This is a genomic window from Pseudomonas sp. VD-NE ins (assembly GCF_031882575.1).
Classification (GTDB): Bacteria; Pseudomonadota; Gammaproteobacteria; order Pseudomonadales; family Pseudomonadaceae; genus Aquipseudomonas; species Aquipseudomonas fluorescens_BZ.
This window is the reverse complement of record NZ_CP134772.1, coordinates 1,018,739-1,043,154: the sequence shown is the minus strand read 5'-3', so window position 1 is coordinate 1,043,154 and position 24,416 is coordinate 1,018,739. Positions and strand designations below refer to the sequence as shown.

Annotated in this window: 23 protein-coding genes; 9 read left to right on the top strand and 14 right to left on the bottom strand. The window is 59.9% G+C overall.

Going from position 1 to position 24,416, the window contains the following annotated elements; translation table 11 throughout:
• The first annotated feature begins 30 nt into the window (after window positions 1-30).
• The 5 genes from RMV17_RS04380 (at window position 31) to RMV17_RS04360 (ending at window position 3,533) form a co-directional block, all read left to right on the top strand.
• Window positions 31-1,524, top strand: coding sequence for an RNA polymerase factor sigma-54 (locus RMV17_RS04380; RefSeq protein WP_034154484.1), 1,494 nt, complete (start codon window positions 31-33; stop codon window positions 1,522-1,524).
• 73 nt (window positions 1,525-1,597) lie between these two features.
• A complete protein-coding gene (hpf, locus tag RMV17_RS04375; protein ID WP_047299778.1) occupies window positions 1,598-1,906 on the top strand; it encodes a ribosome hibernation-promoting factor, HPF/YfiA family in 309 nt (102 codons plus the stop codon).
• An 11-nt stretch (window positions 1,907-1,917) separates the two neighbouring features.
• Window positions 1,918-2,382 carry a PTS IIA-like nitrogen regulatory protein PtsN gene (gene ptsN / locus RMV17_RS04370; protein WP_311885864.1) on the top strand — a complete coding sequence of 155 codons (465 nt, stop codon included), beginning with the start codon at window positions 1,918-1,920 and terminating at the stop codon, window positions 2,380-2,382.
• A gap of 2 nt (window positions 2,383-2,384) precedes the next feature.
• Window positions 2,385-3,242, top strand: a complete 858-nt coding sequence (gene rapZ, locus RMV17_RS04365) for an RNase adapter RapZ (protein ID WP_108226168.1) — start codon at window positions 2,385-2,387, stop codon at window positions 3,240-3,242.
• A gap of 15 nt (window positions 3,243-3,257) precedes the next feature.
• Window positions 3,258-3,533 (top strand): HPr family phosphocarrier protein, encoded by a 276-nt coding sequence (locus RMV17_RS04360; RefSeq protein WP_108226167.1) that lies wholly within the window; start codon window positions 3,258-3,260, stop codon window positions 3,531-3,533.
• A 91-nt stretch (window positions 3,534-3,624) separates the two neighbouring features.
• On the opposite strand, the gene RMV17_RS04355 is transcribed toward RMV17_RS04360, so the two are convergent.
• The 6 genes from RMV17_RS04355 to pmbA all read right to left on the bottom strand — a co-directional run bounded on the left by RMV17_RS04355 (window position 3,625) and on the right by pmbA (window position 8,990).
• On the bottom strand, window positions 3,625-4,518 hold the full coding sequence (locus RMV17_RS04355; protein WP_311885863.1) for a ZIP family metal transporter: 894 nt from the start codon (window positions 4,516-4,518) through the stop codon (window positions 3,625-3,627).
• A 30-nt stretch (window positions 4,519-4,548) separates the two neighbouring features.
• On the bottom strand, window positions 4,549-5,160 hold the full coding sequence (locus RMV17_RS04350) for a superoxide dismutase (RefSeq protein WP_311885862.1): 612 nt from the start codon (window positions 5,158-5,160) through the stop codon (window positions 4,549-4,551).
• Window position 5,161: 1 nt separating this feature from the next.
• On the bottom strand, window positions 5,162-5,602 hold the full coding sequence (locus tag RMV17_RS04345; RefSeq protein WP_016984162.1) for a hypothetical protein: 441 nt from the start codon (window positions 5,600-5,602) through the stop codon (window positions 5,162-5,164).
• 27 nt (window positions 5,603-5,629) lie between these two features.
• Entirely contained in the window at window positions 5,630-7,006 is a 1,377-nt protein-coding gene (locus tag RMV17_RS04340; protein ID WP_311885861.1) for a class II fumarate hydratase, read from the bottom strand.
• A complete protein-coding gene (locus RMV17_RS04335) occupies window positions 6,987-7,394 on the bottom strand; it encodes a FagA protein (RefSeq protein WP_311885860.1) in 408 nt (135 codons plus the stop codon). Before RMV17_RS04335 ends, RMV17_RS04340 begins: the two co-directional genes overlap by 20 nt.
• A 249-nt stretch (window positions 7,395-7,643) precedes the next feature.
• The gene (pmbA, locus tag RMV17_RS04330) at window positions 7,644-8,990 is read right to left on the bottom strand and encodes a metalloprotease PmbA (protein ID WP_034154475.1); all 1,347 of its coding nucleotides are present in this window, start codon (window positions 8,988-8,990) and stop codon (window positions 7,644-7,646) included.
• A 108-nt stretch (window positions 8,991-9,098) separates the two neighbouring features.
• On the opposite strand from pmbA, the gene yjgA reads away from it, so the two are divergent.
• Window positions 9,099-9,623 carry a ribosome biogenesis factor YjgA gene (gene yjgA, locus RMV17_RS04325; RefSeq protein ID WP_007915377.1) on the top strand — a complete coding sequence of 175 codons (525 nt, stop codon included), beginning with the start codon at window positions 9,099-9,101 and terminating at the stop codon, window positions 9,621-9,623.
• A 51-nt stretch (window positions 9,624-9,674) separates the two neighbouring features.
• On the opposite strand, the gene tldD is transcribed toward yjgA, so the two are convergent.
• From tldD to mreB, 8 genes are all read right to left on the bottom strand, one after another.
• The gene (gene tldD, locus RMV17_RS04320) at window positions 9,675-11,117 is read right to left on the bottom strand and encodes a metalloprotease TldD (RefSeq protein WP_034154473.1); all 1,443 of its coding nucleotides are present in this window, start codon (window positions 11,115-11,117) and stop codon (window positions 9,675-9,677) included.
• A 4-nt stretch (window positions 11,118-11,121) separates the two neighbouring features.
• Window positions 11,122-11,982 carry a carbon-nitrogen hydrolase family protein gene (locus RMV17_RS04315; RefSeq protein ID WP_311885859.1) on the bottom strand — a complete coding sequence of 287 codons (861 nt, stop codon included), beginning with the start codon at window positions 11,980-11,982 and terminating at the stop codon, window positions 11,122-11,124.
• 131 nt (window positions 11,983-12,113) lie between these two features.
• Window positions 12,114-15,920, bottom strand: coding sequence for a YhdP family protein (locus tag RMV17_RS04310; RefSeq protein WP_311885858.1), 3,807 nt, complete (start codon window positions 15,918-15,920; stop codon window positions 12,114-12,116).
• A gap of 75 nt (window positions 15,921-15,995) precedes the next feature.
• A complete protein-coding gene (gene rng / locus RMV17_RS04305; RefSeq protein WP_034154470.1) occupies window positions 15,996-17,453 on the bottom strand; it encodes a ribonuclease G in 1,458 nt (485 codons plus the stop codon).
• A 58-nt stretch (window positions 17,454-17,511) separates the two neighbouring features.
• Window positions 17,512-18,108, bottom strand: coding sequence for a Maf family protein (locus tag RMV17_RS04300; protein WP_034154469.1), 597 nt, complete (start codon window positions 18,106-18,108; stop codon window positions 17,512-17,514).
• Between the two features lie 37 nt (window positions 18,109-18,145).
• On the bottom strand, window positions 18,146-18,637 hold the full coding sequence (mreD, locus tag RMV17_RS04295; protein WP_034154468.1) for a rod shape-determining protein MreD: 492 nt from the start codon (window positions 18,635-18,637) through the stop codon (window positions 18,146-18,148).
• Window positions 18,637-19,743, bottom strand: a complete 1,107-nt coding sequence (gene mreC, locus RMV17_RS04290; protein ID WP_311887016.1) for a rod shape-determining protein MreC — start codon at window positions 19,741-19,743, stop codon at window positions 18,637-18,639. Before mreC ends, mreD begins: the two co-directional genes overlap by 1 nt.
• 177 nt (window positions 19,744-19,920) lie before the next feature.
• A complete protein-coding gene (mreB, locus tag RMV17_RS04285) occupies window positions 19,921-20,958 on the bottom strand; it encodes a rod shape-determining protein MreB (RefSeq protein WP_002555108.1) in 1,038 nt (345 codons plus the stop codon).
• A 211-nt stretch (window positions 20,959-21,169) separates the two neighbouring features.
• Here mreB and gatC point away from each other — a divergent pair, with 211 nt between their 5' ends.
• Genes gatC through gatB form a run of 3 tightly spaced genes read left to right on the top strand, consistent with a single transcriptional unit; the run spans window position 21,170 to window position 24,381 of the window.
• Window positions 21,170-21,457 (top strand): Asp-tRNA(Asn)/Glu-tRNA(Gln) amidotransferase subunit GatC, encoded by a 288-nt coding sequence (gene gatC / locus RMV17_RS04280; RefSeq protein ID WP_007901429.1) that lies wholly within the window; start codon window positions 21,170-21,172, stop codon window positions 21,455-21,457.
• 16 nt (window positions 21,458-21,473) lie between these two features.
• Window positions 21,474-22,925 (top strand): Asp-tRNA(Asn)/Glu-tRNA(Gln) amidotransferase subunit GatA, encoded by a 1,452-nt coding sequence (gene gatA, locus RMV17_RS04275; protein ID WP_095119488.1) that lies wholly within the window; start codon window positions 21,474-21,476, stop codon window positions 22,923-22,925.
• Between the two features lie 10 nt (window positions 22,926-22,935).
• Window positions 22,936-24,381 (top strand): Asp-tRNA(Asn)/Glu-tRNA(Gln) amidotransferase subunit GatB, encoded by a 1,446-nt coding sequence (gene gatB / locus RMV17_RS04270; protein WP_007915352.1) that lies wholly within the window; start codon window positions 22,936-22,938, stop codon window positions 24,379-24,381.
• Window positions 24,382-24,416 lie beyond the last annotated feature (35 nt).

Sequence of the window (24,416 nt, the reverse complement as noted above, 5' to 3'; positions counted from 1 at the left end):
CGCCGGCGAATAAGGTGTTAAGCCCCTGCCATGAAACCATCGCTAGTCTTGAGAATGGGCCAGCAGCTGACGATGACACCGCAGCTGCAACAGGCCATCCGCCTGCTCCAATTGTCGACCCTGGATCTGCAACAGGAAATCCAGGAGGCTCTGGAATCCAATCCGATGCTCGAACGCCAGGAAGAAGGCGACGACTTCGACAATTCCGATCCCCTGGCCGACAACGCCGAACAGAAGCCCAACACCGAGATCCAGGAACCTTCCTACCAGGAGACCGCCCCGACGGTGGACAACCTCGAGGACGGCGAATGGAACGAGCGCATCCCCAATGAGCTTCCGGTCGACACGGCCTGGGAAGACGTCTACCAGACCAGCGCCAGCAGCCTGCCGAGCAGCGATGACGATGAGTGGGACTTCACCACCCGCACCTCCGCTGGCGAAAGCCTGCAAAGCCATCTGCTGTGGCAATTGAACCTCGCACCGATGTCCGACACCGATCGCCTGATCGCCGTGACCCTGATCGACTGCATCAACAATCAGGGCTACCTGGACGAAACCCTCGAAGAGATCCTCGAGGCGTTCGATCCTGAGCTGGACATTGAGCTGGACGAAATCGAAGCCGTCCTGCACCGCATTCAGCAGTTCGAACCGGCCGGCATCGGCGCGCGCAATCTCGGCGAATGCCTGCTGCTGCAATTACGCCAGCTACCAGCCAAGACGCCTTGGCTGGCTGAAGCCAAGCGTCTGGTCAGCGATTACATCGACCTGCTGGGCGGCCGCGACTACAGCCAGCTGATGCGACGCATGAAGCTCAAGGAAGACGAGTTGCGCCAGGTCATCGAGTTGGTGCAGAGCCTTAATCCACGTCCGGGTTCGCAAATCGAATCCACCGAAGCCGAGTACGTTGTCCCCGACGTTATCGTGCGCAAGGACAACGAGCGCTGGCTGGTCGAACTCAATCAGGAGTCGGTGCCACGCCTACGGGTCAACGCGCAGTACGCCGGTTTCGTCCGTCGCGCCGACACCAGCGCCGACAACACCTTCATGCGCAATCAGTTGCAGGAAGCCCGCTGGTTCATCAAGAGCCTGCAGAGCCGCAACGAAACATTGATGAAAGTAGCCACCCAGATCGTCGAGCATCAGCGCGGTTTTCTGGAGTACGGCGACGAAGCCATGAAGCCGTTGGTCCTGCACGACATCGCTGAGGCGGTCGGCATGCACGAATCAACAATTTCCCGGGTGACCACGCAAAAGTTCATGCATACCCCACGCGGTATTTATGAACTGAAATACTTTTTCTCCAGCCACGTCAGCACCTCCGAAGGCGGCGAATGCTCGTCTACGGCGATCCGCGCGATCATCAAAAAACTGGTTGCCGCGGAAAATCAGAAAAAGCCGTTGAGTGACAGCAAGATCGCTGGTTTACTGGAGGCACAAGGCATTCAGGTGGCTCGCCGCACCGTCGCCAAGTACCGCGAATCCTTAGGGATCGCGCCTTCGAGCGAACGCAAGCGGTTGATGTAAGCCACGTTACAGCGTTCCAGTGGCAGGCTATCCAGCCTGCCGCTTTATGCACTGGCAACGAAGGAGAAGCTGTATGCAAGTCAACATCAGTGGACACCAACTGGAAGTGACCGAACCTCTGCGCGACTACATCAATGAGAAACTTCAACGATTAGAGCGCCATTTCGACAAGATCACCAACGTGCAAGTCACGATGTGCGTCGAAAAGCTGAAGCAGAAAATCGAAGCCACCTTGCATATACCCGGCAGCGAAGTGGTCGCCAACGCGGAACATACCGATATGTACGCGGCGATCGACGCCTTGACCGACAAGCTGGATAAACAACTCAAAAAGCATAAGGAAAAGACCCAGAGCCTGCTCCAGGGCGCTACCGGTCGATAACCCCCCACCCCATGATCCGACTTGAAAGTATCCTGACCCCCGGCCGTTCCCTCGTGAACGTGCCGGGCGGCAGTAAAAAGAAAGCCCTCGAACAAATTGCCAACCTGATCGCCCGCGAAGTGCCGGCTCTGGAGATGCAAGATGTCTTCGAGGCGTTGATTGCCCGTGAAAAACTCGGTTCCACCGGTTTTGGCAACGGCATCGCCATTCCTCACTGCCGTCTCAAGGGGTGCCAGTCGCCTATCAGTGCCTTGATGCACCTTGATACGCCAATCGATTTCGACGCCATTGATGGCGCTCCGGTTGACCTGCTGTTCGTTTTGCTGGTCCCGGAAGCCGCCACCGATGCGCACCTGGAGTTGCTGCGTCAGATCGCCAGCATGCTCGATCGCAAGGACGTGCGCGATAAACTGCGCAGCGCTGCGAGCAACGAAGCCTTGTATCAGGTTGTCCTGGACGAGCAGAACGGGCACTAATCATGCGCTTGATCATTGTCAGTGGCCGTTCCGGCTCGGGTAAAAGTACCGCACTGGATGTCCTTGAGGACAACGGTTACTACTGCATCGACAACCTGCCGGCAGGCTTGCTGCCGGAACTGGCCGAACGTGCGCTGATTCACACTGAACTGGCGCAGCCGCTGGTGGCCGTATCGATCGATGCGCGCAACCTGCCGAGCCACCTGACGCGCTTTCCCGAACTGCTTGAAGATGTCCGCAGCAAGCACATCCAGTGCGACGTACTGTATCTGGATGCCGACGAAGAAACCCTGCTCAAGCGTTTTTCCGAAACCCGCCGTCGCCATCCGCTGAGCAATGCCAACCGCTCGCTGGCCGAGGCGATCCAGGATGAAACCGCCCTGCTCGGCCCGATTGCCGATCTCGCGGACCTGAAGATCAACACCACCAATCTGAACCTGTATCAGCTGCGCGACTCGATCAAGCTGCGCCTGCTGAACCAGCCGGAGCCGGGGACCGCATTTCTGGTCGAGTCCTTCGGCTTCAAGCGCGGGATGCCGGTGGATGCGGATCTGGTGTTCGATGTGCGCTGCCTGCCCAATCCGTACTGGAAGCCGGAACTGCGCGCGCAATCGGGTCTCGATGCGCCGGTGGCTGAATACCTGGCGGCGCAGCCGGAGGTCGAAGAAATGTTCCAGGACATTTTCGCCTACCTGCACAAGTGGCTGCCGCGCTTCGCTGCGAGCAACCGCGCCTACGTCACCATTGCCATTGGCTGCACCGGCGGGCATCACCGCTCCGTCTACCTGACCGAACGTCTGGGTCAGGCCCTGCAGAAAACCCTGAAGAACGTCCAGGTTCGCCACCGCGACCTCACTTAAAGGATTCACACCGCGATGCCTGCTCTGGAAATCGAAATCATCAACAAGCTGGGCCTGCATGCCCGCGCATCGGCCAAGTTTGTCGGGGTGGCCGGGCAGTATCCGGATTGCTCGATCAGAGTGGGCCGCACACCGGAGACCACGGTTGATGGCAAAAGCATCATGGCAATGATGATGCTGGCGGCTGGCAAGGGCACCAAAATCTATCTGAGTACTGAAGGGCATCAGGAACAGGAAGCGCTGGATGCGCTGGTGGCGTTGATCAACAACTATTTCGACGAAGGTGGCTGACAGCCAACATCAAAAGATCGCAGCCTGCGGCAGCTCCTACAGTGAACGCATTCCAATGTAGGAGCTGCCGAAGGCTGCGATCTTTTGATCTTCAACCTAATGCGGTATCCATCACCATCATCAGACAAAACCCGATCAACAGGCCAAGACTGGCCAGTTTGTCATGACCATGGCGCCGTGATTCCGGGATGACCTCGTGAGTCACCACCAGCAACATCGCCCCCGCCGCCAGTGCCAGACCTAATGGCAACAATACCTGCGCCAGACCGACCAGCCACGCACACAGCAACGCAAACACCGGCTCGACCAGGCCTGACACCGCACCGATCAGGAATGCCTTGACCCGTGACATCCCTGCCCCGGCCAATACCAGCGCAATCACCAGACCTTCCGGTACATCCTGCAAAGCGATGCCCATGGCCAGACTGTCCGCATCCGGCATGCCGCCACCGGCGGAAACGCCGACGGCCATGCCTTCCGGGATGTTATGGGCAATGATGGCGAACACGAACAGCCAGATCCGTGGCGGAATCACCGGATGCTCGACTGTGCCGACGAGCATTTCCGGGGACGCGCCGGAAACTTTGCGATCGACCAGATACAGCCCGAAAGCGCCGAGCATGATGCCGAAGCAGATCAGGCCACTGGAGCCCCACGCAGTCAGACCGAGGCCTTGCGCGGCGGCAATGCCCGGCACGATCAGCGAAAACGCCGTCGCTGCCAGCATCACCCCGGCGCCAAAACCCAGCAAGGTATCGCTGAGCGCCTGCGGCATGCGTCGAATCACCAGCACCGGCACAGCGCCAAGCGCAGTGCCAAGCGCGCAGATCGCGCCACCCTGCAACGCCCGCAACAGCCTCGGTTCCAGATTCAGCCATTCCAGTCCGTGGGCGACCAGCAAGGTCATGCCCGCCAACAGCAATAGCGATCCCACTGCGTAACGAAACATACGCCCACTTCCGATCGCCAGTGTCTCAGTGCCCATAGTCAGCCTTGGATTGTTTTTATAGAAGACTTAAACCAGTGCGGCCTGATAGCGCGCAGCCACTTCAGGCCAATTGATTACGTTGTAAAACGCGTTGATGTATTCCGGGCGACGGTTCTGATAACGCAAGTAGTAGGCATGCTCCCAGACGTCGAGACCGAGAATCGGCGTATTGCCGTTCATCAACGGGCTGTCCTGGTTGCCGCTGCTTTCCACCACCAGTTTCTTTTCCGGGGTCACGCTGAGCCAGGCCCATCCGCTGCCGAAGCGGGTAAGCGCGGCTTTGGTGAAGGCTTCCTTGAAGCTGTCGAGGCCGCCCAGTTGCTCATCGATGGCCTTGGCCAACGCGCCGTCCGGTTTGCCGCCGCCGCTCGGTACCATCACTTCCCAGAACAGCGAGTGGTTGGCATGACCGCCGCCCTGATTGATCACTGCCGCACGGAGTTTTTCCGGCAGGTCCTTAACGCTGGCGACGAGTTTTTCCACCGGCCATTCGGCGTATTCAGTGCCTTCTACCGCCGCGTTGAGGTTGTTGATGTACGTCTGGTGATGCTTGGTGTAGTGAATTTCCATGGTCTGCGCATCGATATGCGGCTCGAGGGCGTCGTAGGCGTAAGGCAAGGCAGGCAAGGTAAAAGCCATTTCAATGGACTCCATGGTGATGAGGGGCAGGCGCGCGGCGCGCATTGCCGGTATCCGGGTGCAGCAGGCGCTGGGTGCGCGGGTATTCGCCGTGTTCACTGATGAAATTCAGCAATTCAACGTAGGTCTTGCTGCTCTGGCGCAGCGCCGCTTCACGCAATGCCAGGCGCTGACGTTCGTCCTGCATGGTCTGCAACAGTCGTTGATGGATCGCGCAGAGGTATTCGGCGCTCTCCTCCGGCTGGTTCAGGCGCAAGTGCAGATCCGCCAGGTTGTGGTGAGAAATGACGCAGGCCGCCACCGCTTCGTCGGCATCCGCCCAGCGTTCGAATAACACTTGCGCCAGGGCCAGGGCTTGCAGGTAAGCCTCACGGGCGTCGATCAATTCGCCGAGCATGAAGCAGCGATTGGCCCGTTCGATCGTGCGTTTCCAGTGCTCCATGGTGAGCCTCCAAAGCGGTTGCGGGATTTACACGCCGCCGGCGGTGAGCTTCTCGGGATTGAGCAACTCTTCCAGTTGGCTGCGTGACAGGTCGGTGTGTTCCAGGGCAACGTCGATCACCGCACGCCCTTCCTTGTAGGCCTGCTTGGCGATTTCGGCGGCTTTCTGGTATCCGATGATCGGGTTGAGCGCGGTGACCAGAATCGGGTTGCGCGACAACGCTTCTTTCAAGCGCGATTCGTTGACCTTGAAACTGGCGATGGCTTTGTCGCCGAGCAGCCGACTGGAATTGGCCAGCAGCTCGATGCTGCTCAGCAGGTTCTGGGCGATGATCGGCAGCATCACATTGAGTTCGAAATTGCCCGACTGGCCAGCGATTGTGATCACCGAATCGTTGCCGATCACTTGCGCAGCGACCATGGCGGTGGCTTCCGGAATCACTGGATTGACCTTGCCCGGCATGATCGACGAGCCTGGTTGCAGCGCCTCCAGTTCGATTTCACCGAGACCGGCGAGCGGGCCGGAGTTCATCCAGCGCAGGTCGTTGGCGATTTTCATCAGCGACACAGCGGTGGCCTTGAGCTGGCCGGAGACGGCGACGGCGGTGTCTTGCGAGCCGATCAGCGCAAACAGATCCTTGCCCGGGGTGAATTGCACGTCGCTCAACTGGCTCAACTGACGACTGAAACGTGCGGCGAACTCAGGATGCGCGTTGATCCCGGTGCCGACCGCCGTGCCGCCCTGCGCCAGCGATTGCAGGCTCGGCAGCAAATCCTGCAAATGCGCGATGTTGGCTTTGAGCTGCTGCGCCCAGCCATTGAGTACCTGGCTCATGCGCACCGGCATCGCATCCATCAAATGCGTGCGGCCGGTTTTGACGTGGTGATGCACCTGCCCGGCTTTTTGCTCGATGACTTGCACCAGGTGCAGCAGCGCCGGCAGCAGTTGTTCGTGCAGGGCCAGCGCAGCGCTGACGTGGATGGTGGTCGGGATGATGTCGTTGCTGCTCTGGCCGCAGTTGACGTGATCGTTGGCGTTGACCGGCTCGCCGAGCAAACGGCTGGCGAGGGTGGCAATCACTTCGTTGGCGTTCATGTTGGAACTGGTGCCGGAACCGGTCTGGAAGATATCCACCGGGAAATGCTGCATGAAATCGCCTTCGAGCAAACCTTGCGCGGCGTCGTTGATGGCTTTGCCCTGAGCGGCAGTGATTTGGTTGAGTTCGACGTTGGCGCGGGCTGCGGCGGCTTTGGCGAGGATCAATGCGCGAATGAATTGCGTCGGCATCGGTTTGCCGCTGATCGGGAAGTTGTCCACTGCGCGCTGGGTCTGCGCGCCGTAGAGAGCGTCCACCGGCACCTGCAGTTCGCCCATGCTGTCGCGCTCAATACGTGTCTTGGTCATCTGAAAATCCTTGCACCAGTTCAATAAGAGGAATCGAGGGAAGCAGTTCGCAAGTGGCGAGCTGCCAGGTGTAGCGTTGCCAGCGGTTGAGCCGGCATTTGCACAGGGACAGGCGCTCCATTTCACGCAGCGGGCGCCAGGCTTGATCGAGACAGACGCTGCGCCAATGCCACGGCAGCGCGATGTCGGTGGCGGTGTCGAGCAGCAAACGGAAGGAGGTTTCAGCGATGGTCCAGGGAGAAGTTGCCGTACAACAAGCCAGATACCGGCCTTCGGCCAGATAGTGTTCGATCAGGCGCGGTTCGTCGGGATCCATCGCGCAACGGATCTGGCGACTCATCCAGCGCCAGCTTTCGAGATACGGCTGCTCGTGCAAGGCAGAACTCATGGTCCGGGGCTCATCCGATAATGAGATTTATTATTAGATGATAATGAGAACCAAAACAAGAGCGCCGAACTATGCAGATTTCAGGGTGGGAGCGAGCCTGCTCGCGAAGGCGTCGTATCAGTCACCACTGCGGTCGGCTGTTAAATCGCTTTCGCGAGCAGGCTCGCTCCCACAGGGTTTTGTATGGAGCCAATTAAAAAAGCGCGCCACCCGATGGGGTGGCGCGCCTTTTTTGTGTGGCGGGTGAGCTTAGCTGCCTGCGACGGTCATCCGTTCGATCAACACCGAGCCGGTGCGAATGTTGCTGCGCAGTTCCAGATCATTACCCACCGCAACGATCTGCTTGAACATGTCACGCATGTTGCCGGCGATGGTGACTTCCTGCACCGCGAACTGGATTTCTCCATTCTCGACCCAGAAACCCGCCGCCCCGCGCGAATAGTCGCCGGTGACCATGTTCAAGCCATGGCCCATCAATTCGGTGACCAACAAGCCACGACCCATGCGCTTCAACAGCGCTGCCTGGTCTTCGTCGCCGTGGGTGACGAACAGGTTGTGTACGCCGCCAGCGTTGGCAGTGCTCGGCATGCCCAGTTTGCGTCCGGAGTACGTGCCGAGAATGTACGAGACCAATTCGCCCTTTTCGACGAACGGTTTGGCATACGTCGCCAGACCATCACCGTCGTACGAAGCACTGCCCATTGCGCGCATCAGGTGCGGACGCTCATCGATGGTCAGCCATTCCGGGAACAGCTTCTGCCCCAGAGTGCCTTCAAGGAAGGATGACTTGCGATACAGACTGCCGCCGGACACCGCCGAAAGGAAACTGCCAAACAGACCGCCCGCCAGCTCTGCGGAGAACAGCACCGGCACCTCGCAGGTCGGCACCGGGCGCGCGCCCAGACGACTCGCCGCCCGCTGCGCAGCACGCTGACCGATACTCACCGGATCGGCCAGCAATTCGCCCTGTCGGCTCACGTCATACCAGTAATCACGCTGCATCTGGCCATCAGCCTCAGCGATCATCACGCAACTCAGGCTGTGCCGTGTCGAGGCATAGCCACCGATGAAACCGTGGCTGTTGCCGTACACACGGCAGCCCTGATGAGTGCTCAGCGTCGTGCCATCGGCGTTCTTGATCCGCGCATCGGCGTCGAATGCTGCGGCTTCACAAAGCAAGGCCTTCTCGATGGCCTGCTCCGGCGTGATGTCCCATTCGTGGAACAGGTCGAAATCATGCTGTTCCTTGGCCATCAACGCCGCATCGGCCAAACCCGAGGCTTCGTCTTCGGAAGTGTGTTTAGCGATGGCCAGGGCCGCAGCAACGGTCTCACGAATCGCATCGGGACCAGTTGCAGACGTGCTGGCCGAGCCTTTGCGCTGGCCAACGTAAAGCGTGATACCAAAACCCTGATCGCGGTTGAATTCGACCGTTTCGACTTCGCGCTGGCGCACCGAGGTCGACAGACCCTGCTCCAGTGACACGGCTACTTCGCAGGCGCTGGCGCCCTGACGCTTGGCTTCGGCGATGATCTGCTCGACTTGTTCCTGCAGTGCCGGCAATGCCTGCGGGCCGACGCTTTGAACTGCACTCATGCTCATCTCCACTCAAATTCTGCTTTCGGCTGGGGTCATCGAGCGACCGGGCCGGACAAGCGGCCCCCGACTGGTTATCATGGCGGCGTTTCTTTGCGGACTGCCACCATGGTTGATTCTTACGACGACTCCCTCGATACGGGAGAAAAAAGCAAATCTCAGGTCAAACGCGAGCTGCATGCTCTGGTTGACCTCGGCGAGCGCCTGACAACACTCAAGCCTGACTTGATCGCAAAACTGCCGCTGACCGACGCTATGCGCCGGGCTTTGGCCGATGCGCCCAAGCACACCGCGAACATCGCGCGTAAACGGCACCTGCAGTTCATCGGCAAACTGATGCGCGATCAGGACACTGACGCGATTCTCACGCTGCTCGATCAACTCGATGCCTCGACTCGTCAGTACAACGAGCGTTTCCATAATCTGGAACGCTGGCGTGATCGCCTGATCGCAGGCGACGATGCCGTGCTGGAGAAATTCGTCGTCGAGTACCCGGACGCCGATCGCCAGCAACTGCGTTCCCTGATCCGTCAGGCTCAGCATGAGGTTGCGCAAAACAAACCTCCTGCTTCCAGCCGCAAGATCTTCAAGTACATCCGTGAGCTGGACGAGACTCAACGCGGTCTGCGTTGATATTCGCCACCGGGTGGCCGCACTGCGCGCCACCCGAAGCTCCACCTCTCCTTATGCGCCCGTACCACCCACGGTGATCGCATCGATTTTCAGCGTCGGCTGACCGACACCTACCGGCACCGACTGCCCATCCTTGCCGCACGTACCCACACCGCTGTCCAGCGCCAGATCGTTACCGACCATCGACACCCGGCTCATCGCCTCGGGGCCGTTGCCGATCAACGTCGCGCCTTTGACCGGCGCAGTGATCTTGCCGTCTTCGATCAGGTACGCCTCGCTGGTTGAGAACACGAACTTGCCGCTGGTGATGTCGACCTGACCGCCGCCGAGGTTGGCGCAGTAGATGCCCTTCTTCACCGAAGCAATGATTTCCGCCGGATCGCTTTCGCCGCCAAGCATGTAGGTGTTGGTCATGCGTGGCATCGGCAGGTGTGCGTAGGACTCACGACGACCGTTACCGGTGCGGGCGACGCCCATCAGACGCGCGTTGAGCTTGTCCTGCATGTAGCCCTTGAGTACGCCGTTTTCGATCAGCGTGGTGCACTCGGTCGGTGTGCCTTCGTCGTCGACGCTCAGCGAACCGCGACGGCCGCTCAAAGTGCCGTCATCGACGATGGTGCACAGCTTGGAGGCAACCATTTCGCCCATGCGTCCGCTATAGGCCGAACTACCCTTGCGGTTGAAATCGCCTTCCAGACCGTGACCGACGGCTTCGTGCAGCAGCACGCCAGACCAGCCCGAGCCCAGTACCACCGGCAACGTACCGGCCGGCGCCGGAATCGCTTCCAGATTCACCAGCGCCTGACGCAGCGCTTCACGGGCATAGCCCATGGCGCGGTCTTCGGCGAGGAAATAACGGTAGTCAGTACGCCCGCCGCCGCCATGCCCGCCACGCTCGCGACGACCATTCTGCTCAACGATCACACTGACGTTGAAGCGCACCAGTGGCCGCACATCCGCCGCCAGGCCGCCGTCGGTCGACGCCACCAGAATGCGCTCCCACACACCCGCCATGCTGACGCTGACCTGCTGGATACGCGGGTCGAGTGCGCGGGTGGCGACGTCGATGCGCTTGAGCAGTTCGACTTTCTCGGCCCGACTCAAGACTTCCAGTGGGTTGTCCGGCGCATACAATTGCGCGACATCCTGGGTGGTGAACGCCTGCACAGTGCCGTTCTGCCCGGCGCGGGAGATCGAACGCGCCGCACGGGCCGCCGCGCCAAGGGCTTCGAGGGTGATGGCGTTGCTGTAGGCAAAACCGGTTTTCTCACCGGACTGCGCGCGTACGCCGACACCTTGGTCGAGGTTGAAGCTGCCTTCCTTGACGATGCCGTCTTCCAGCGCCCAGGACTCGGAAATCTGGCCCTGGAAATACAGATCGGCGGCGTCGATGCCGGGGCCGGCCAGATCGCCGAGCACGCCTTGCAGACTCTCGATCGTCACGCCGCCAGGCGCCAACAGGTGGTCACTGACTGAGGACAACAACTCGCTCATAGGTTTACGCCTTAAATTCGTGTTCTGAAGCAGGCCGCTGTGCGCCCTGCGAGAAAAACCGCCGATGGCTCACCACCGGCATTCGCGCCCTGATGGACGCTTGTTCAATACTGTCGCGTTCGGCCAACAACACCGCTTCGCCTTGATCCTGGCTCGCCAGCACACGGCCCCACGGGTCGATAATCGCCGCATGGCCGAAGGTTTCCCGCGGTCCCGGATGGGTTCCGCCTTGCGCTGCGGCCAGTACATAACACTGTGTCTCGATGGCCCGCGCACGGATCAGGACATCCCAATGCGCTGCGCCTGTCACCGCAGTAAAGGCCGACGGTGCGGTAATCAACTCGGCACCGGCGGCACGCAATTCGCTGTACAGCTCGGGAAAGCGCAGGTCATAACACACAGTCAGACCGAGCTTGCCCACCGGCGTGTCGGCAACCACCACGCCACTGCCATAAGCATAGTCATCGGATTCGCGATAACGGCCGCGATTGTCCGCGACATCGACATCGAACAGATGCAACTTGTCATAGCGGGCAACAGTTTCGCCGTGTTCATCGACCAACAGCGAGCAGGCATTGGCCTTGGCCGTCGGTTGATCAACCGGCGGCAACGGCAAGGTGCCAGCCACTATCCATAACTTGAGGTCGCGGGCTGTCTGTTTCAACCATGGCAGGATCGGTCCTTCGCCCAATGCTTCGGCACGGCCGATGTCAGCGACGTCGCGACGGCCCATGGCGGCGAAGTTTTCCGGCAGCACCGCGAGCTTCGCACCGCCGGCTGCAGCCTGTTCGAGCAGACGCCGGGCCTGAGCCAGATTGGCCAGCACGTCGCTCTGGCTGACCATTTGAATCACCGCTAAAGACATGGCTACTCCTCGGAATCTGCGCATAACTGTGTAGGAGCTGCCGCAGGCTGCGATCTTTTGATCTGGCGCTTAAAAACAAAATCAAAAGATCGCAGCCTTCGGCAGCTCCTACCAGGGGTAGTGTCTGCTAGTTAAAAAGGCTTGTCGAAGGTGATTTTCGGCTCTTTCCATGGGCCTTTGACGGTGTATTTCACACTGGCAAAGCGCGCCACACGGTCACCGATCAACTTGTCGATCAGGAACAACGCGCCGCCGACCGCCGGTGCGCCGACGATCAGCGCCGCAATCGGCAGGTTGTTGGTCACCGGCAAGGTCACCAGCAACTTGGCGTCCACCTGATCACCGACCAGATCCAGCGTACCGTCCAGCTCAAGGTTGCTCGAAGGACCGGTCAGGCGAATCGGCTCACGGGTGACGTACACACCGTTATTTGCCACCAGCAGGCCTTTGACCCGATCGTAGCTCAAGCCTTTGCCGAACAGATCGGAGAAGTCCAGACGCAAACGCCGGCCGATGGAGTTGAAGTTGAGCAGACCAAACACCCGCAACGCCTGCGCGCCGCCCTCCACTTCAACGAACTGGCCTTTGTTCAGCGACGCATCGAGCGTGCCGGAGAAACGCTTGGTTGCCAGCCAGGCCGGCGAACCCGGCCAACGGCCATCGACGTCCATGTGGAACTCTTCGCTGGTCACGCTCGGGGCAAAGCCCCAGCCCTTGAGGACATCGGCGAGATTCTTGCCGCCAATCCGGCCTTTGAACCAGCTGTTGGTCGCTCCCGGCGCACCTTCCCAGCCGCCATTGCCCTGCAACAGAATGCCTTTGAGGCCCATGTCGAGATTGTTCAGAGCGATGCCCTTGGCGGTTGGTCGCACTTTCAAAGACCAGCCACCGACCAGATCCGGCCCCAGAAACAATTGATTGATCGTGATATCCAGCGCCGGAATCTTCGTCGGATCAACCGACACCAACGGGTCTGGCGAATTCTCGTCAGCCTGAACCGTCGGGTCCGGCGCCGGCAGTTTCACGTATTGCAGATTGACCGCAATCGGCACGCCCTTGGCGTCTGGCAGACTTGCCGAGCCTTTGGCCTGCTGGCTGTCGAGGGCCAGATTCCATGCGCCCGGCTTGCGGTCGACCTGAACCGACGCCTGATCCAGCGTAGTTCCGAATGCGGTGAGCTTGCCGACCTTGAAATCAGCGCTGTTGAGCAATTGCTTGGCGCTGCCGCCCGGATCCTGCCCGGCGTATTTGTTGACCAGGTCCTGCCACGGCGCGACGTCCAGCTCCGAAAGAACCCCGCGAACCCGCAAGCCTTTGGCGCCCGGCAGCACCGCTTCACCGGCACCGAGGAACAATTCGCCGCGACCCTCGGCAAAATTGCTCGCCGGTGCCGCGAAGGTGAAATTGGCCAACTGGTCGTAATTGACCCAATACCGCCGCTCCTGCCCCTGCAAGGTCATGCGGAACACGGTATCGCGCCCTGCATCAGCCGCCATGCCGAACGGTGCCGGCAAATCTACCGCCACACCTTTCATGCTGGAGCTGACCATCAACTGGCTGTCGGCACCGTCCAGATTCAATTGCAATTGATAAGGAATGGTTCCGGAAACCGGCAATGGTTGCGTCACGCCCAGCCAGTCGGTGAGTTTCTTCACTTCGACCTGACCGGATGCGGCGACCCGGGTCTTGAGCTTGCCGGGGCTGCCATCGGCGAAGATCTGCGCAGTCACCGGTTTATCGAACGCCCGTGCCGTAATATTCTGCCCGCTAAGCCCCTTGGCGCTATCAAAGCGGAAATCGCCTTTGAGCTGAGTCAGCTCCAGCTTCGGCTCCGCCAGTTTCAACCGGGCATTGGCGGTTTTGAAATCGACGAGGATTTTCGGCTGGTCGCCGCCCTTGTCCAACGGGATATCGAGCTTGAGCTTGCCTTGCAGATCTCCCGCGCCTTCCCAACCGGCAAAGGTTTCACCCGTGCCGATCGGTGCGTCCTGAAGAATTTTCAGGCCATCACCGAGGCCGCCGGCAAAGCCGCCATCGAGATACATGTGCGTGTGTTGCCCGGCCGGTACGTGGGGAATATTGACGAAGACATCGCTGACCTGAGTGTCGAGCAACTGGCCCTTGTCAGCCCAGATCCGCACGCCACTGTCTTCGATGAACACATCGCCACTGACCTTGCTCACGTGCGGCCAGCCCGGCTGGAAGGCCAGCTCAGCGTCGTGCACTTTGAAAAACAGACTGATGCTGCGATCGGCCTCACCGGCATTTTTGCTCAGCGAGCCCTGATACTGGAAGAAGCCTTGGTCGACCGCACCTTTGAGGATTGCCGTGCGCAGCCACTCGTCGAGCGCCGGGCTGAGGACTTCGGGCAAATACTTGGCCGTGTAGCGACCGTCGCCATCGACCAGACCGACCCGCAGGTCCATGTAGTCTTCCTGGCTATGGTCGAAATGCAGGCGAATCAGGAAGTCGCCGGCAATCTTGCCCTCCTCGCCCAGCACCTTCAGGTACGGAGCGATCAGGGTGAAACCGTCTTTATCGAGCTTCCAGGTCAGGCGTGCGTTGGCCTGAAGGTACTGCCATGGCTTGGCAAAAATCGGGTCGAGGTGGAGGACAAAATCCTTGCTGTCCATGCGCAACTCGCCACCATCGAGGTTGCCACTGAGGCTGCCGCTGACGTTTCGTGCTGCCGGAGCGCCGTGATAGGCGTCGAAACCGACGTTTTCCAGGTTGGTCGCGAAACTGAATTTGTTGCCATCGGTGGCGTTGGGGCGAAAATCCAGCAGCACGTTGCGCAGACCGCCGGTGACCTTCAGATGATCGACGGCCGTAGCGAATCCTTGCGGCAACGGCCCCAACGCATTGAGCAACGGGGTGATCGGAGTCAGATCGAGACGATCCGCCTGCAAGTGCCAGAGCTCGTCCACCTTGTCGGTCGCGCGCGTCTGCTTCAGCTGTACATGAGACTCCCAACGGTTTTCGCCGAAATTCATCGCCAGTGAATCGAGGGTAACGGTCGCGCCCTCATCACTGTTCTCGTAGTAGGCGTTAAGCGCCAGATTATTGATCTGGATCGGCTTGCGATCGGCATAGGCGCCGGTCAGTTGCGGAGCATTCAAGCGTAACGCGGCACTCTGCAGCGTGCCCTTGGCCCAATTGACCCAGAGTTCGCCGCCGGCCTTGATCTCGGAAAAATTCCATTGTTGGGTCAGACGCTCCGGCAGCCACTTCGACCAGTCGCTTTGCGGCAGGCTGGCGTAACCGTCCACCACACTGTCCTGCCATTGCTCGGGGCGAATCCGCGTGCGCAGGCTCAGTGCAACGGGCTGGCCATCCGGCAAGGTCAAACGCGCATCGAGCCGTTGACGGCTGGCACCGGTTTTCAGATTGAGGCCGACATAGGTGAGGGTCAGCGGCGCGTGATCCAGCGGTTGCAAGGTCACCTGACTGTCGAGCACCGACAGTTGCTGAATCATTTGCGAGCGATTGAACAACTGTTGCGGATCGAGCGGCTGATCGTTCTGTACCGGCAGACCTTCCAGCGCCCAACTGCCGTCCTCGGCTTCCTTGAGGCTGATTTTCAGGCCATTGAGTTCAAGGTGGGCAATGCGCACTTCGCGCGCCAACAGGCTGGCCCACAGATCCGGCACCGCCCGCACCCGATCCAGACGCAGCGCATTGGCGCCTGAACCGACCATCACATCGTGAGCCAGCAGGATCGGCGCAAAACCGCTCCAGTTGCCTTCCAGCTCGCCGATCTGCAACGGCATGCCGAGGGCGGCACTGGCCTTGTCTTCGATGTCGGCGCGATATTCGGCCACCAGCGGGGTCAGCTCTCGGCCAAGACTGACGTACAACGCCATCAACACCAGAACCAACGCGCACAGGCCCAGCCCCCAGCGGGTGAGTATGGCCAGAATGCGTGTCAGACGCTCCATGTCAGTTGGCTCCCATGGCAAAAATACTGCGAAAAGCTGAGGCCAGCCGCGGTGGAATAAATGTGAAGCAGGTGATCAGAGCAGCACCACGTCGTATTGTTCCTGGGAATACATGGTTTCCACCTGGAAGCGTATGGTGCGACCGATAAACCCTTCAAGCTCGGCAACGTTACCGGATTCTTCGTCGAGCAGGCGGTCGACCACTTTCTGGTTCGCCAGCACACGATAACCCTCAGCCTGATAGGCCCGGGCCTCGCGGAGAATCTCGCGGAAAATCTCGTAACAGATGGTTTCTGCAGTCTTGAGTTTGCCGCGCCCCTGACAGCTGCTGCACGGCTCGCACAGCACCTGCTCCAGGCTTTCCCGGGTACGCTTGCGCGTCATCTGCACCAGGCCCAACTCGGTGATGCCGATGATGTTGGTCTTGGCGTGATCACGTTCCAGCTGTTTTTCCAGGGTGCGCAAAACCTGGCGTTGGTGCTCTTCATCTTCCATGTCGATGAAGTCGATGATGATGATCCCGCCCAGGTTGCGCAGGCGCATTTGCCGGGCAATCGCAGTGGCCGCTTCGAGATTGGTCTTGAAGATGGTTTCTTCGAGGTTGCGATGGCCGACGAAAGCCCCGGTGTTCACATCGATGGTGGTCATGGCTTCCGCCGGATCCACCACCAGATAGCCACCGGATTTCAGCGGCACCTTGCGTTCGAGGGCTTTCTGGATTTCGTCTTCGACGCCATAGAGGTCGAAAATTGGCCGCTCACCCGGGTAATGTTCCAGACGATCGGCGATTTCCGGCATCAGTTCAGCGACGAACTGCGTGGTTTTCTGAAAGGTTTCCCGGGAATCGATGCGGATCTTCTCGATCTTCGGGTTGACCAGATCACGCAAGGTACGCAGCGCCAGACCAAGGTCTTCGTAGATCACGCTCGGCGCGGAAATGGTTTTGATCTGTTCGTTGATCTGGTCCCACAGGCGACGCAGATAACGGATGTCCATGAGAATTTCATCAGCGCCAGCGCCTTCGGCGGCAGTGCGCAGAATGAAACCACCCGCCTCTTTGATCCCCTCTTTGGCCACGCAATCGCTGACCACTTGCTTGAGTCGTTCGCGCTCGGCTTCGTCTTCGATTTTCAGGGAAATGCCGACGTGGGCAGTACGCGGCATGTACACCAGATAGCGCGACGGGATCGACAGTTGCGTGGTCAACCGCGCACCTTTGGAGCCAATCGGATCCTTGGTGACTTGCACCACCAGGCTTTGGCCTTCGTGCACCAGCGCACTGATGCTTTCCACCGCAGGGCCTTCGCGCAGGGAGATTTCTGCGGCATGAATGAATGCCGCACGGTCCAGACCGATGTCGACAAACGCAGCCTGCATACCCGGCAGCACCCGCACGATCTTGCCTTTATAGATGTTGCCGACAATTCCGCGTTTTTGCGTGCGCTCAACGTGGACTTCTTGCAGCACACCGTTTTCGACCACCGCCACGCGCGACTCCATCGGCGTGATGTTGATCAGAATCTCTTCACTCATGGCAGGATCTCGTTCAGGCGTGTTCACGATAATGGCCGCATCTGGATTCGTACGACGCTTATTGCGCGTTCAGGTTTTGCCAACAGGGTATGCCGAAATGGCCTAACAGTTCTGCGGTTTCGCAAACCGGCAACCCGACCACTGCCGAGTAACTGCCGTTGAGCCCCGAGACAAACACTGCGCCGAGCCCCTGAATGCCGTAACCACCAGCCTTATCACGTGGCTCGCCACTGGCCCAATAAGCGGCAGCTTCTTCACCGCTGATCAAGCGGAACCGCACCAGACTGCGCACCACCCGCGACTCGCAGCGCTCGTTTTCGAGCACGGCGATGGCGGTGAGCACTTCATGCTCCTTGCCGGACAACATCATCAGCATGGCGCATGCATCGGCTTCGTCCACCGGTTTGCCAAGAATTTTGCCGTCCAGCACCACGGCAGTGTCGGCACCCAGCACGCAGAATGGCTGAGCGGACACGACGGTGCGGCGCCCGGCTTCGGCCTTGCCGCGCGCCAGACGCTCGACATAGGTCGACGGCGATTCTTCGGGGAATGGGGTTTCGTCGATATCCGCACTGATGGCGGAGAACGGAACGCCGATCTGCGTGAGCAATTCACGTCGACGCGGCGATCCGGAGGCGAGGTAAAGCGGCTTCATCAAAACATCTCCCTGTTCAGTGCCCTGCTTCACCGGCTCAATTGATTTTGTAGCGTCGGCGCAATCCGCGTAGGGCAAAGCTGACCCAAGGCCAGAGCAAGGCGCTGACCAGTGCCGGCAGTACCAGCGCCAGGGTAGGCTGACGGTTACCGGTCAAGGCACTGAGCCACAATTGCACCAGTTGCGCCAGACCGAAAATCACCAGAATCACCAGGCACTGCTGCCACATCGGGAACATTCGCAAGCGTTGTTGCAATGACAGCACGAGGAAGGTGATCAGGGTCAGGATCAGCGCGTTCTGACCGAGCAGATCGCCCTGCAGCACGTCTTCGGCCAGGCCCAGGCAAAACGCCGTGACCATGCCCACCGTGTGCGGCATATACAGGGCCCAGAATGTCAGGAGCAAGGCCAGCCATAGCGGGCGCAGGATTTCCATGAAAATCGGTAATGGCGACACGCTCAGGAGTATGCCGACAACAAACGTCAGCCAGACAATCCAGCCGTTACGCGATGCGGTAGCCCCGACCATTATTCTTGTCTCCCGGTTGTCGCTGGTGCGTTGACTGGCGGTTTGGCCGCAGGTCGCGCAGCAGGCTGGGCAGCTGGAGGTTTGGCCGCCGCCGGCGTCGCTGCCGGTGGCTTGGCAGCTGCGGGCGGTTTGCCAGCAGCGGGTTTGGCCGGTGTGGCGCTAGCGGCAGCGGTCGGTGCGGCAGGCGTTGCGGGCGTCGCAGTGGCTGCGGCAGGCGGGGTCACGGTTTTCGGCACAGTGGCCGGAATAATCGGGCCGCCGCCAAAAGCATCAAGATTTTCCTGCGCTTGCGCCGCATCGTTGGCACGCTCTTCGGCGGTGCGGTTGTCGCTGAACACCAGCAACATGTAGCGGCTGCGGTTCAGCGCGGCGGTCGGTACGGCGCGAACGATGGCGAACGGCTGACCGGAATCGTGGATCACTTCCTTCACCGTCGCGACCGGATAGCCTGCCGGGAAACGCTGACCAAGGCCGGAGCTGACCAGCAGATCGCCTTCCTTGATATCGGCCGTGTCGGCGACGTGGCGCAACTCCAGGCGCTCAGGGTTGCCGGTGCCGCTGGCAATGGCCCGCAGCCCGTTGCGATTGACCTGCACGGGAATGCTGTGGGTGCTGTCAGTGAGCAGCAACACGCGCGAGGTGTATGGCATCAATTCGACCACCTGCCCCATCAGGCCCCGTGCATCGAGCACCGGTTGACCGAGCACCACGCCGTCACGCTCACCTTTATTGATGATGATGCGATGGGTGAACGGATTGGGGTCCATGCCGATCAACTCGGCCACTTCGACCTTTTCGTTGACCAGTGCAGAGGAGTTGAGCAACTCGCGCAGCCGAACGTTCTGCTCGGTGAGGGCGGCAAGCTTTTGCATGCGGCCCTGCAGCAGCAGGTTTTCGGTCTTGAGTTTTTCGTTTTCGGCGACAAGCTCGGTGCGACTGCCGAACTGACTGGAAATCCCTTCCCACAGCCGTCCGGGCAGGTCAGTGATCCAATAGGCATCCATCAGCACCAGCGACGCTTGTTTGCGCGCAGGCTTGAGCAGGTCGAAGCGGGCATCGACCACCATCAGCGCGACCGACAGCACGGCCAGCACCAACAGGCGCACGCCCAACGAAGGGCCCTTGGCGAAAAGCGGTTTAATAAGCCGCTCCTCCCAGGCAAATGTTCTGTTTATTCATACGGCATCAAACCGGCCTGGATGAAGACTGACAGAAGATAAACGCCAACAGGCAGCACTGCAAAGTGCTGCCTGCGCGCTCACCCACGTATTGCAATCGGCGACTTACTCGCTCGAAAGCAGATCCATGGTGTGCTTATCCATCATTTCCAATGCACGGCCACCGCCGCGAGCAACACAGGTCAGCGGATCTTCGGCAACGATCACTGGCAGACCGGTTTCCTGGGCCAGCAACTTGTCGAGGTCACGCAGCAGCGCGCCACCACCGGTCAGCACCAGGCCACGCTCGGCGATATCGGAAGCCAGTTCCGGCGGCGATTGCTCCAGGGCGCTTTTCACAGCCTGAACGATAGTAGCCAGAGACTCTTGCAGAGCTTCCAGTACTTCGTTGGAGTTCAGGGTGAATGCGCGTGGAACGCCTTCGGCCAGGTTGCGACCGCGAACGTCGACTTCGCGAACTTCGCCGCCCGGGTAGGCCGTACCGATTTCCTGCTTGATGCGCTCAGCGGTGGATTCACCGATCAGGCTGCCGTAGTTACGACGCACGTAGGTGATGATCGCTTCGTCGAAGCGATCGCCGCCCACGCGGACGGATTCGGCGTAGACCACACCGTTAAGGGAGATCAGCGCGATTTCAGTGGTACCACCACCGATATCCACGACCATCGAGCCGCGAGCTTCTTCTACCGGCAGGCCGGCACCGATCGCAGCAGCCATTGGCTCTTCGATCAGGAACACTTCACGGGCACCGGCACCGAGGGCCGATTCACGGATGGCGCGACGCTCAACCTGGGTGGATTTGCATGGAACGCAGATCAGCACACGAGGGCTAGGCTGCAGAAAGCTGTTTTCGTGAACCTTGTTAATAAAGTATTGCAGCATCTTTTCGCAGACGCTGAAGTCGGCGATTACGCCGTCCTTCATCGGACGAATGGCAGCAATGTTGCCAGGCGTACGGCCGAGCATGCGCTTGGCCTCGGTGCCGACAGCAACGACACTTTTCTGGTTACCGTGTGTCCGAATGGCCACAACCGATGGCTCATTCAGGACGATACCGCGCTCGCGCACGTAAATAAGGGTGTTGGCAGTGCCCAGGTCAATGGAAAGATCGCTGGAAAACATGCCACGCAGTTTCTTGAACATGGGAAAGGGACCCTAGGCAACGCGTGGGTAAAAAAGTGCGGCAAACTCTAACAACGACAGGGATTTTGGGCAAGGCGCCAATATGTTAAATTGGCCGCTTTTCTGTGCACCAAGCCCCACAATCGCGGCCTTATGACCGTAGAAGTGCGGTAGTGTTCCGACAATCTAACACACGGACGCCGTCCGTTCTGTTTTCCACAGGAGAATCCCGATGGCGCTAGAACGCTCCGACGTGGAAAAAATCGCTCATCTGGCCTGCCTTGGCCTCAATGATGCCGATCTTCCACACATTACTTCCGCCCTCAACAGCATTCTCGGTCTGGTCGACGAAATGCAGGCTGTTAATACCGACGGAATCGAGCCTCTGGCCCACCCGCTGGAAGCCAGTCAGCGCCTGCGCGCCGACGTTGTGACCGAGACCAATCACCGCGAGGCCTACCAGTCCATCGCACCAGCGGTCGAAAACGGCCTGTATCTGGTTCCGAAAGTCATCGACTAAAGGGAAAGAGCCTGCAATGCATCAAATGACTCTGGCCGAGATCGCCCGCGGTCTCGCCGATAAAAAGTTTTCCTCCGAAGAGCTGACCAAAGTCCTGCTGGCGCGCATCACCCAGCTCGATCCGCAGCTCAACAGTTTCATCAGCCTCACCGAAGAGCTGGCCATCGAGCAGGCGAAAGCCGCCGATGCACGCCGCGCCAACGGTGAGAGCGGCGCCCTGCTCGGTGCGCCGATCGCTCACAAAGACCTGTTCTGCACCCAGGGCATTCGCACCAGCTGCGGCTCGAAGATGCTCGACAACTTCAAAGCGCCGTACGACGCTACCGTGGTCGCGAAACTGGCCGCTGCCGGCGCCGTGACTCTGGGCAAAACCAACATGGACGAATTCGCCATGGGTTCGGCCAACGAGTCGAGCTGGTACGGCGCGGTGAAAAACCCGTGGAACCTGGAACACGTGCCTGGCGGTTCCTCCGGTGGTTCGGCGGCGGCAGTTGCCGCGCGTCTGTTGCCAGCGGCAACCGCCACCGACACCGGTGGTTCGATCCGTCAGCCGGCAGCGTTCACCAACCTCACCGGCCTGAAACCGACCTACGGTCGCGTTTCGCGCTGGGGCATGATCGCTTACGCCTCCAGCCTTGATCAGGGCGGCCCGTTGGCGCGCACTGCCGAAGACTGCGCAATTTTGTTGCAAGGTATGGCTGGCTTCGATCAGAACGATTCCACCAGCATCGATGAGCCGGTTCCGGATTACTCCGCCAGCCTCGGCGACTCGCTGCAAGGCCTGCGCATCGGCGTGCCGAAGGAATACTTCAGCGCCGGTCTCGACCCGCGCATCGCCGAGCTGATCCAGAACAGCATCAAAGAGCTGCAGAAGCTCGGTGCCGTGATCAAGGAAATCAGCCTGCCGAACATGCAGCACGCGATTCCTGCGTACTACGTGATCGCGCCGGCAGAGGCCTCGTCGAACCTGTCGCGTTTCGACGGTGTGCGTTTCGGTCATCGCTGCGAGCAACCGAAAGACCTGATCGACCTGTACAAGCGCTCCCGTGGCGAAGGCTTCGGCCCGGAAGTGCAGCGCCGGATCATGGTCGGTGCCTACGCGCTGTCCGCCGGTTACTACGATGCCTACTACCTGAAAGCGCAGAAGATCCGTCGTCTGGTGAAGAACGATTTCATGGCGGCCTTTAATGAAGTCGACATCATCCTCGGCCCAACCACGCCGAACCCGGCCTGGAAACTCGGCGCCAAGAACAGCGACCCGGTTGCTGCCTATCTGGAAGACGTCTACACCATTACCGCCAACCTCGCGGGCCTGCCGGGCCTGTCGATGCCGGCCGGTTTTGTCGACGGCTTGCCGGTGGGCGTGCAGTTGCTCGCGCCATATTTCCAGGAAGGCCGTTTGCTCAACGTTGCGCACCAGTATCAGTTGAACACTGACTGGCACACCCGCACCCCAACCGGCTTCTGAGGAGACACACATGCAATGGGAAGTCGTGATCGGGCTGGAGATTCACACTCAGCTCACTACCCGGTCGAAAATCTTTTCCGGTAGTTCCACCACATTCGGTTCCGAGCCGAACACCCAGGCCAGCCTGATTGACCTGGGCATGCCGGGCGTATTGCCGGTGCTGAACCAGGAAGCCGTGCGTATGGCGGTGATGTTCGGTCTGGCGATTGACGCCGAGATCGGTCAGCACAACGTGTTCGCCCGTAAAAACTACTTCTACCCGGACCTGCCGAAGGGCTACCAGATCAGCCAGATGGAATTGCCGATCGTCGGCAAGGGCCACCTGGACATCGCGCTGGAAGACGGCACCGTCAAACGTGTCGGCATTACCCGCGCGCATCTGGAAGAAGACGCCGGCAAGAGCCTGCACGAAGAATTCAACGGTGCCACCGGCATCGATCTGAACCGTGCCGGCACGCCGCTGCTGGAAATCGTTTCCGAGCCGGACATGCGCAGCGCCAAGGAAGCCGTGGCTTACGTCAAGGCGATCCACGCGTTGGTACGTTATCTGGGCATCTGCGACGGCAACATGGCCGAAGGCTCGCTGCGTTGCGACTGCAACGTGTCGATCCGTCCGAAAGGCCAGGTTGAGTTCGGCACGCGCTGCGAGATCAAGAACGTCAACTCGTTCCGTTTCATCGAGAAGGCGATCAACTCCGAGATCCAGCGTCAGATCGAGCTGATCGAAGACGGCGGCAAAGTCATCCAGCAGACCCGTCTGTACGATCCGAACAAGGACGAGACCCGTCCGATGCGTTCGAAAGAGGAAGCCAACGACTACCGTTACTTCCCCGATCCGGACCTGCTGCCGGTGGTCATCGAAGAGTCGTTCCTCGGCGAGGTGCGCGCCACCCTGCCGGAACTGCCACCGCAAAAACGCGAGCGCTTCCAGAGCCAGTTCGGTCTGTCGGCGTACGACGCCAACGTGCTGGCCACCAGCCGTGAGCAAGCCGACTACTTCGAGAAAGTCGCAGCCATCGGCGGCGACGCCAAACTGGCGGCGAACTGGGTGATGGTCGAGTTGGGCAGCCTGCTCAACAAGCAAGGCCTGGACATCGACGAGTCGCCGGTTTCCGCTGAGCTGTTGGGCGGTATGCTGCAGCGCATCAAGGACAACACCATCTCCGGCAAGATTGCCAAAGTGGTGTTCGAAGCGATGGCCAACGGCGAAGGCAGCGCAGACGAGATCATCGAAAAACGCGGCCTGAAGCAAGTGACCGACAGCGGCGCGATCTCGGCGGTGCTGGACGAAATGCTCGCGGCCAACGCCGAGCAGGTTGAACAGTATCGTGCGGCGGATGAAGCCAAACGCGGCAAGATGTTCGGCTTCTTTGTGGGTCAGGCGATGAAAGCGTCGAAAGGCAAAGCCAACCCGCAGCAAGTGAACGAACTGCTGAAAAGCAAGCTCGAAGGCTGATTCTGGCCCCGCGCTCGGGGATCGTTCCCACGCTC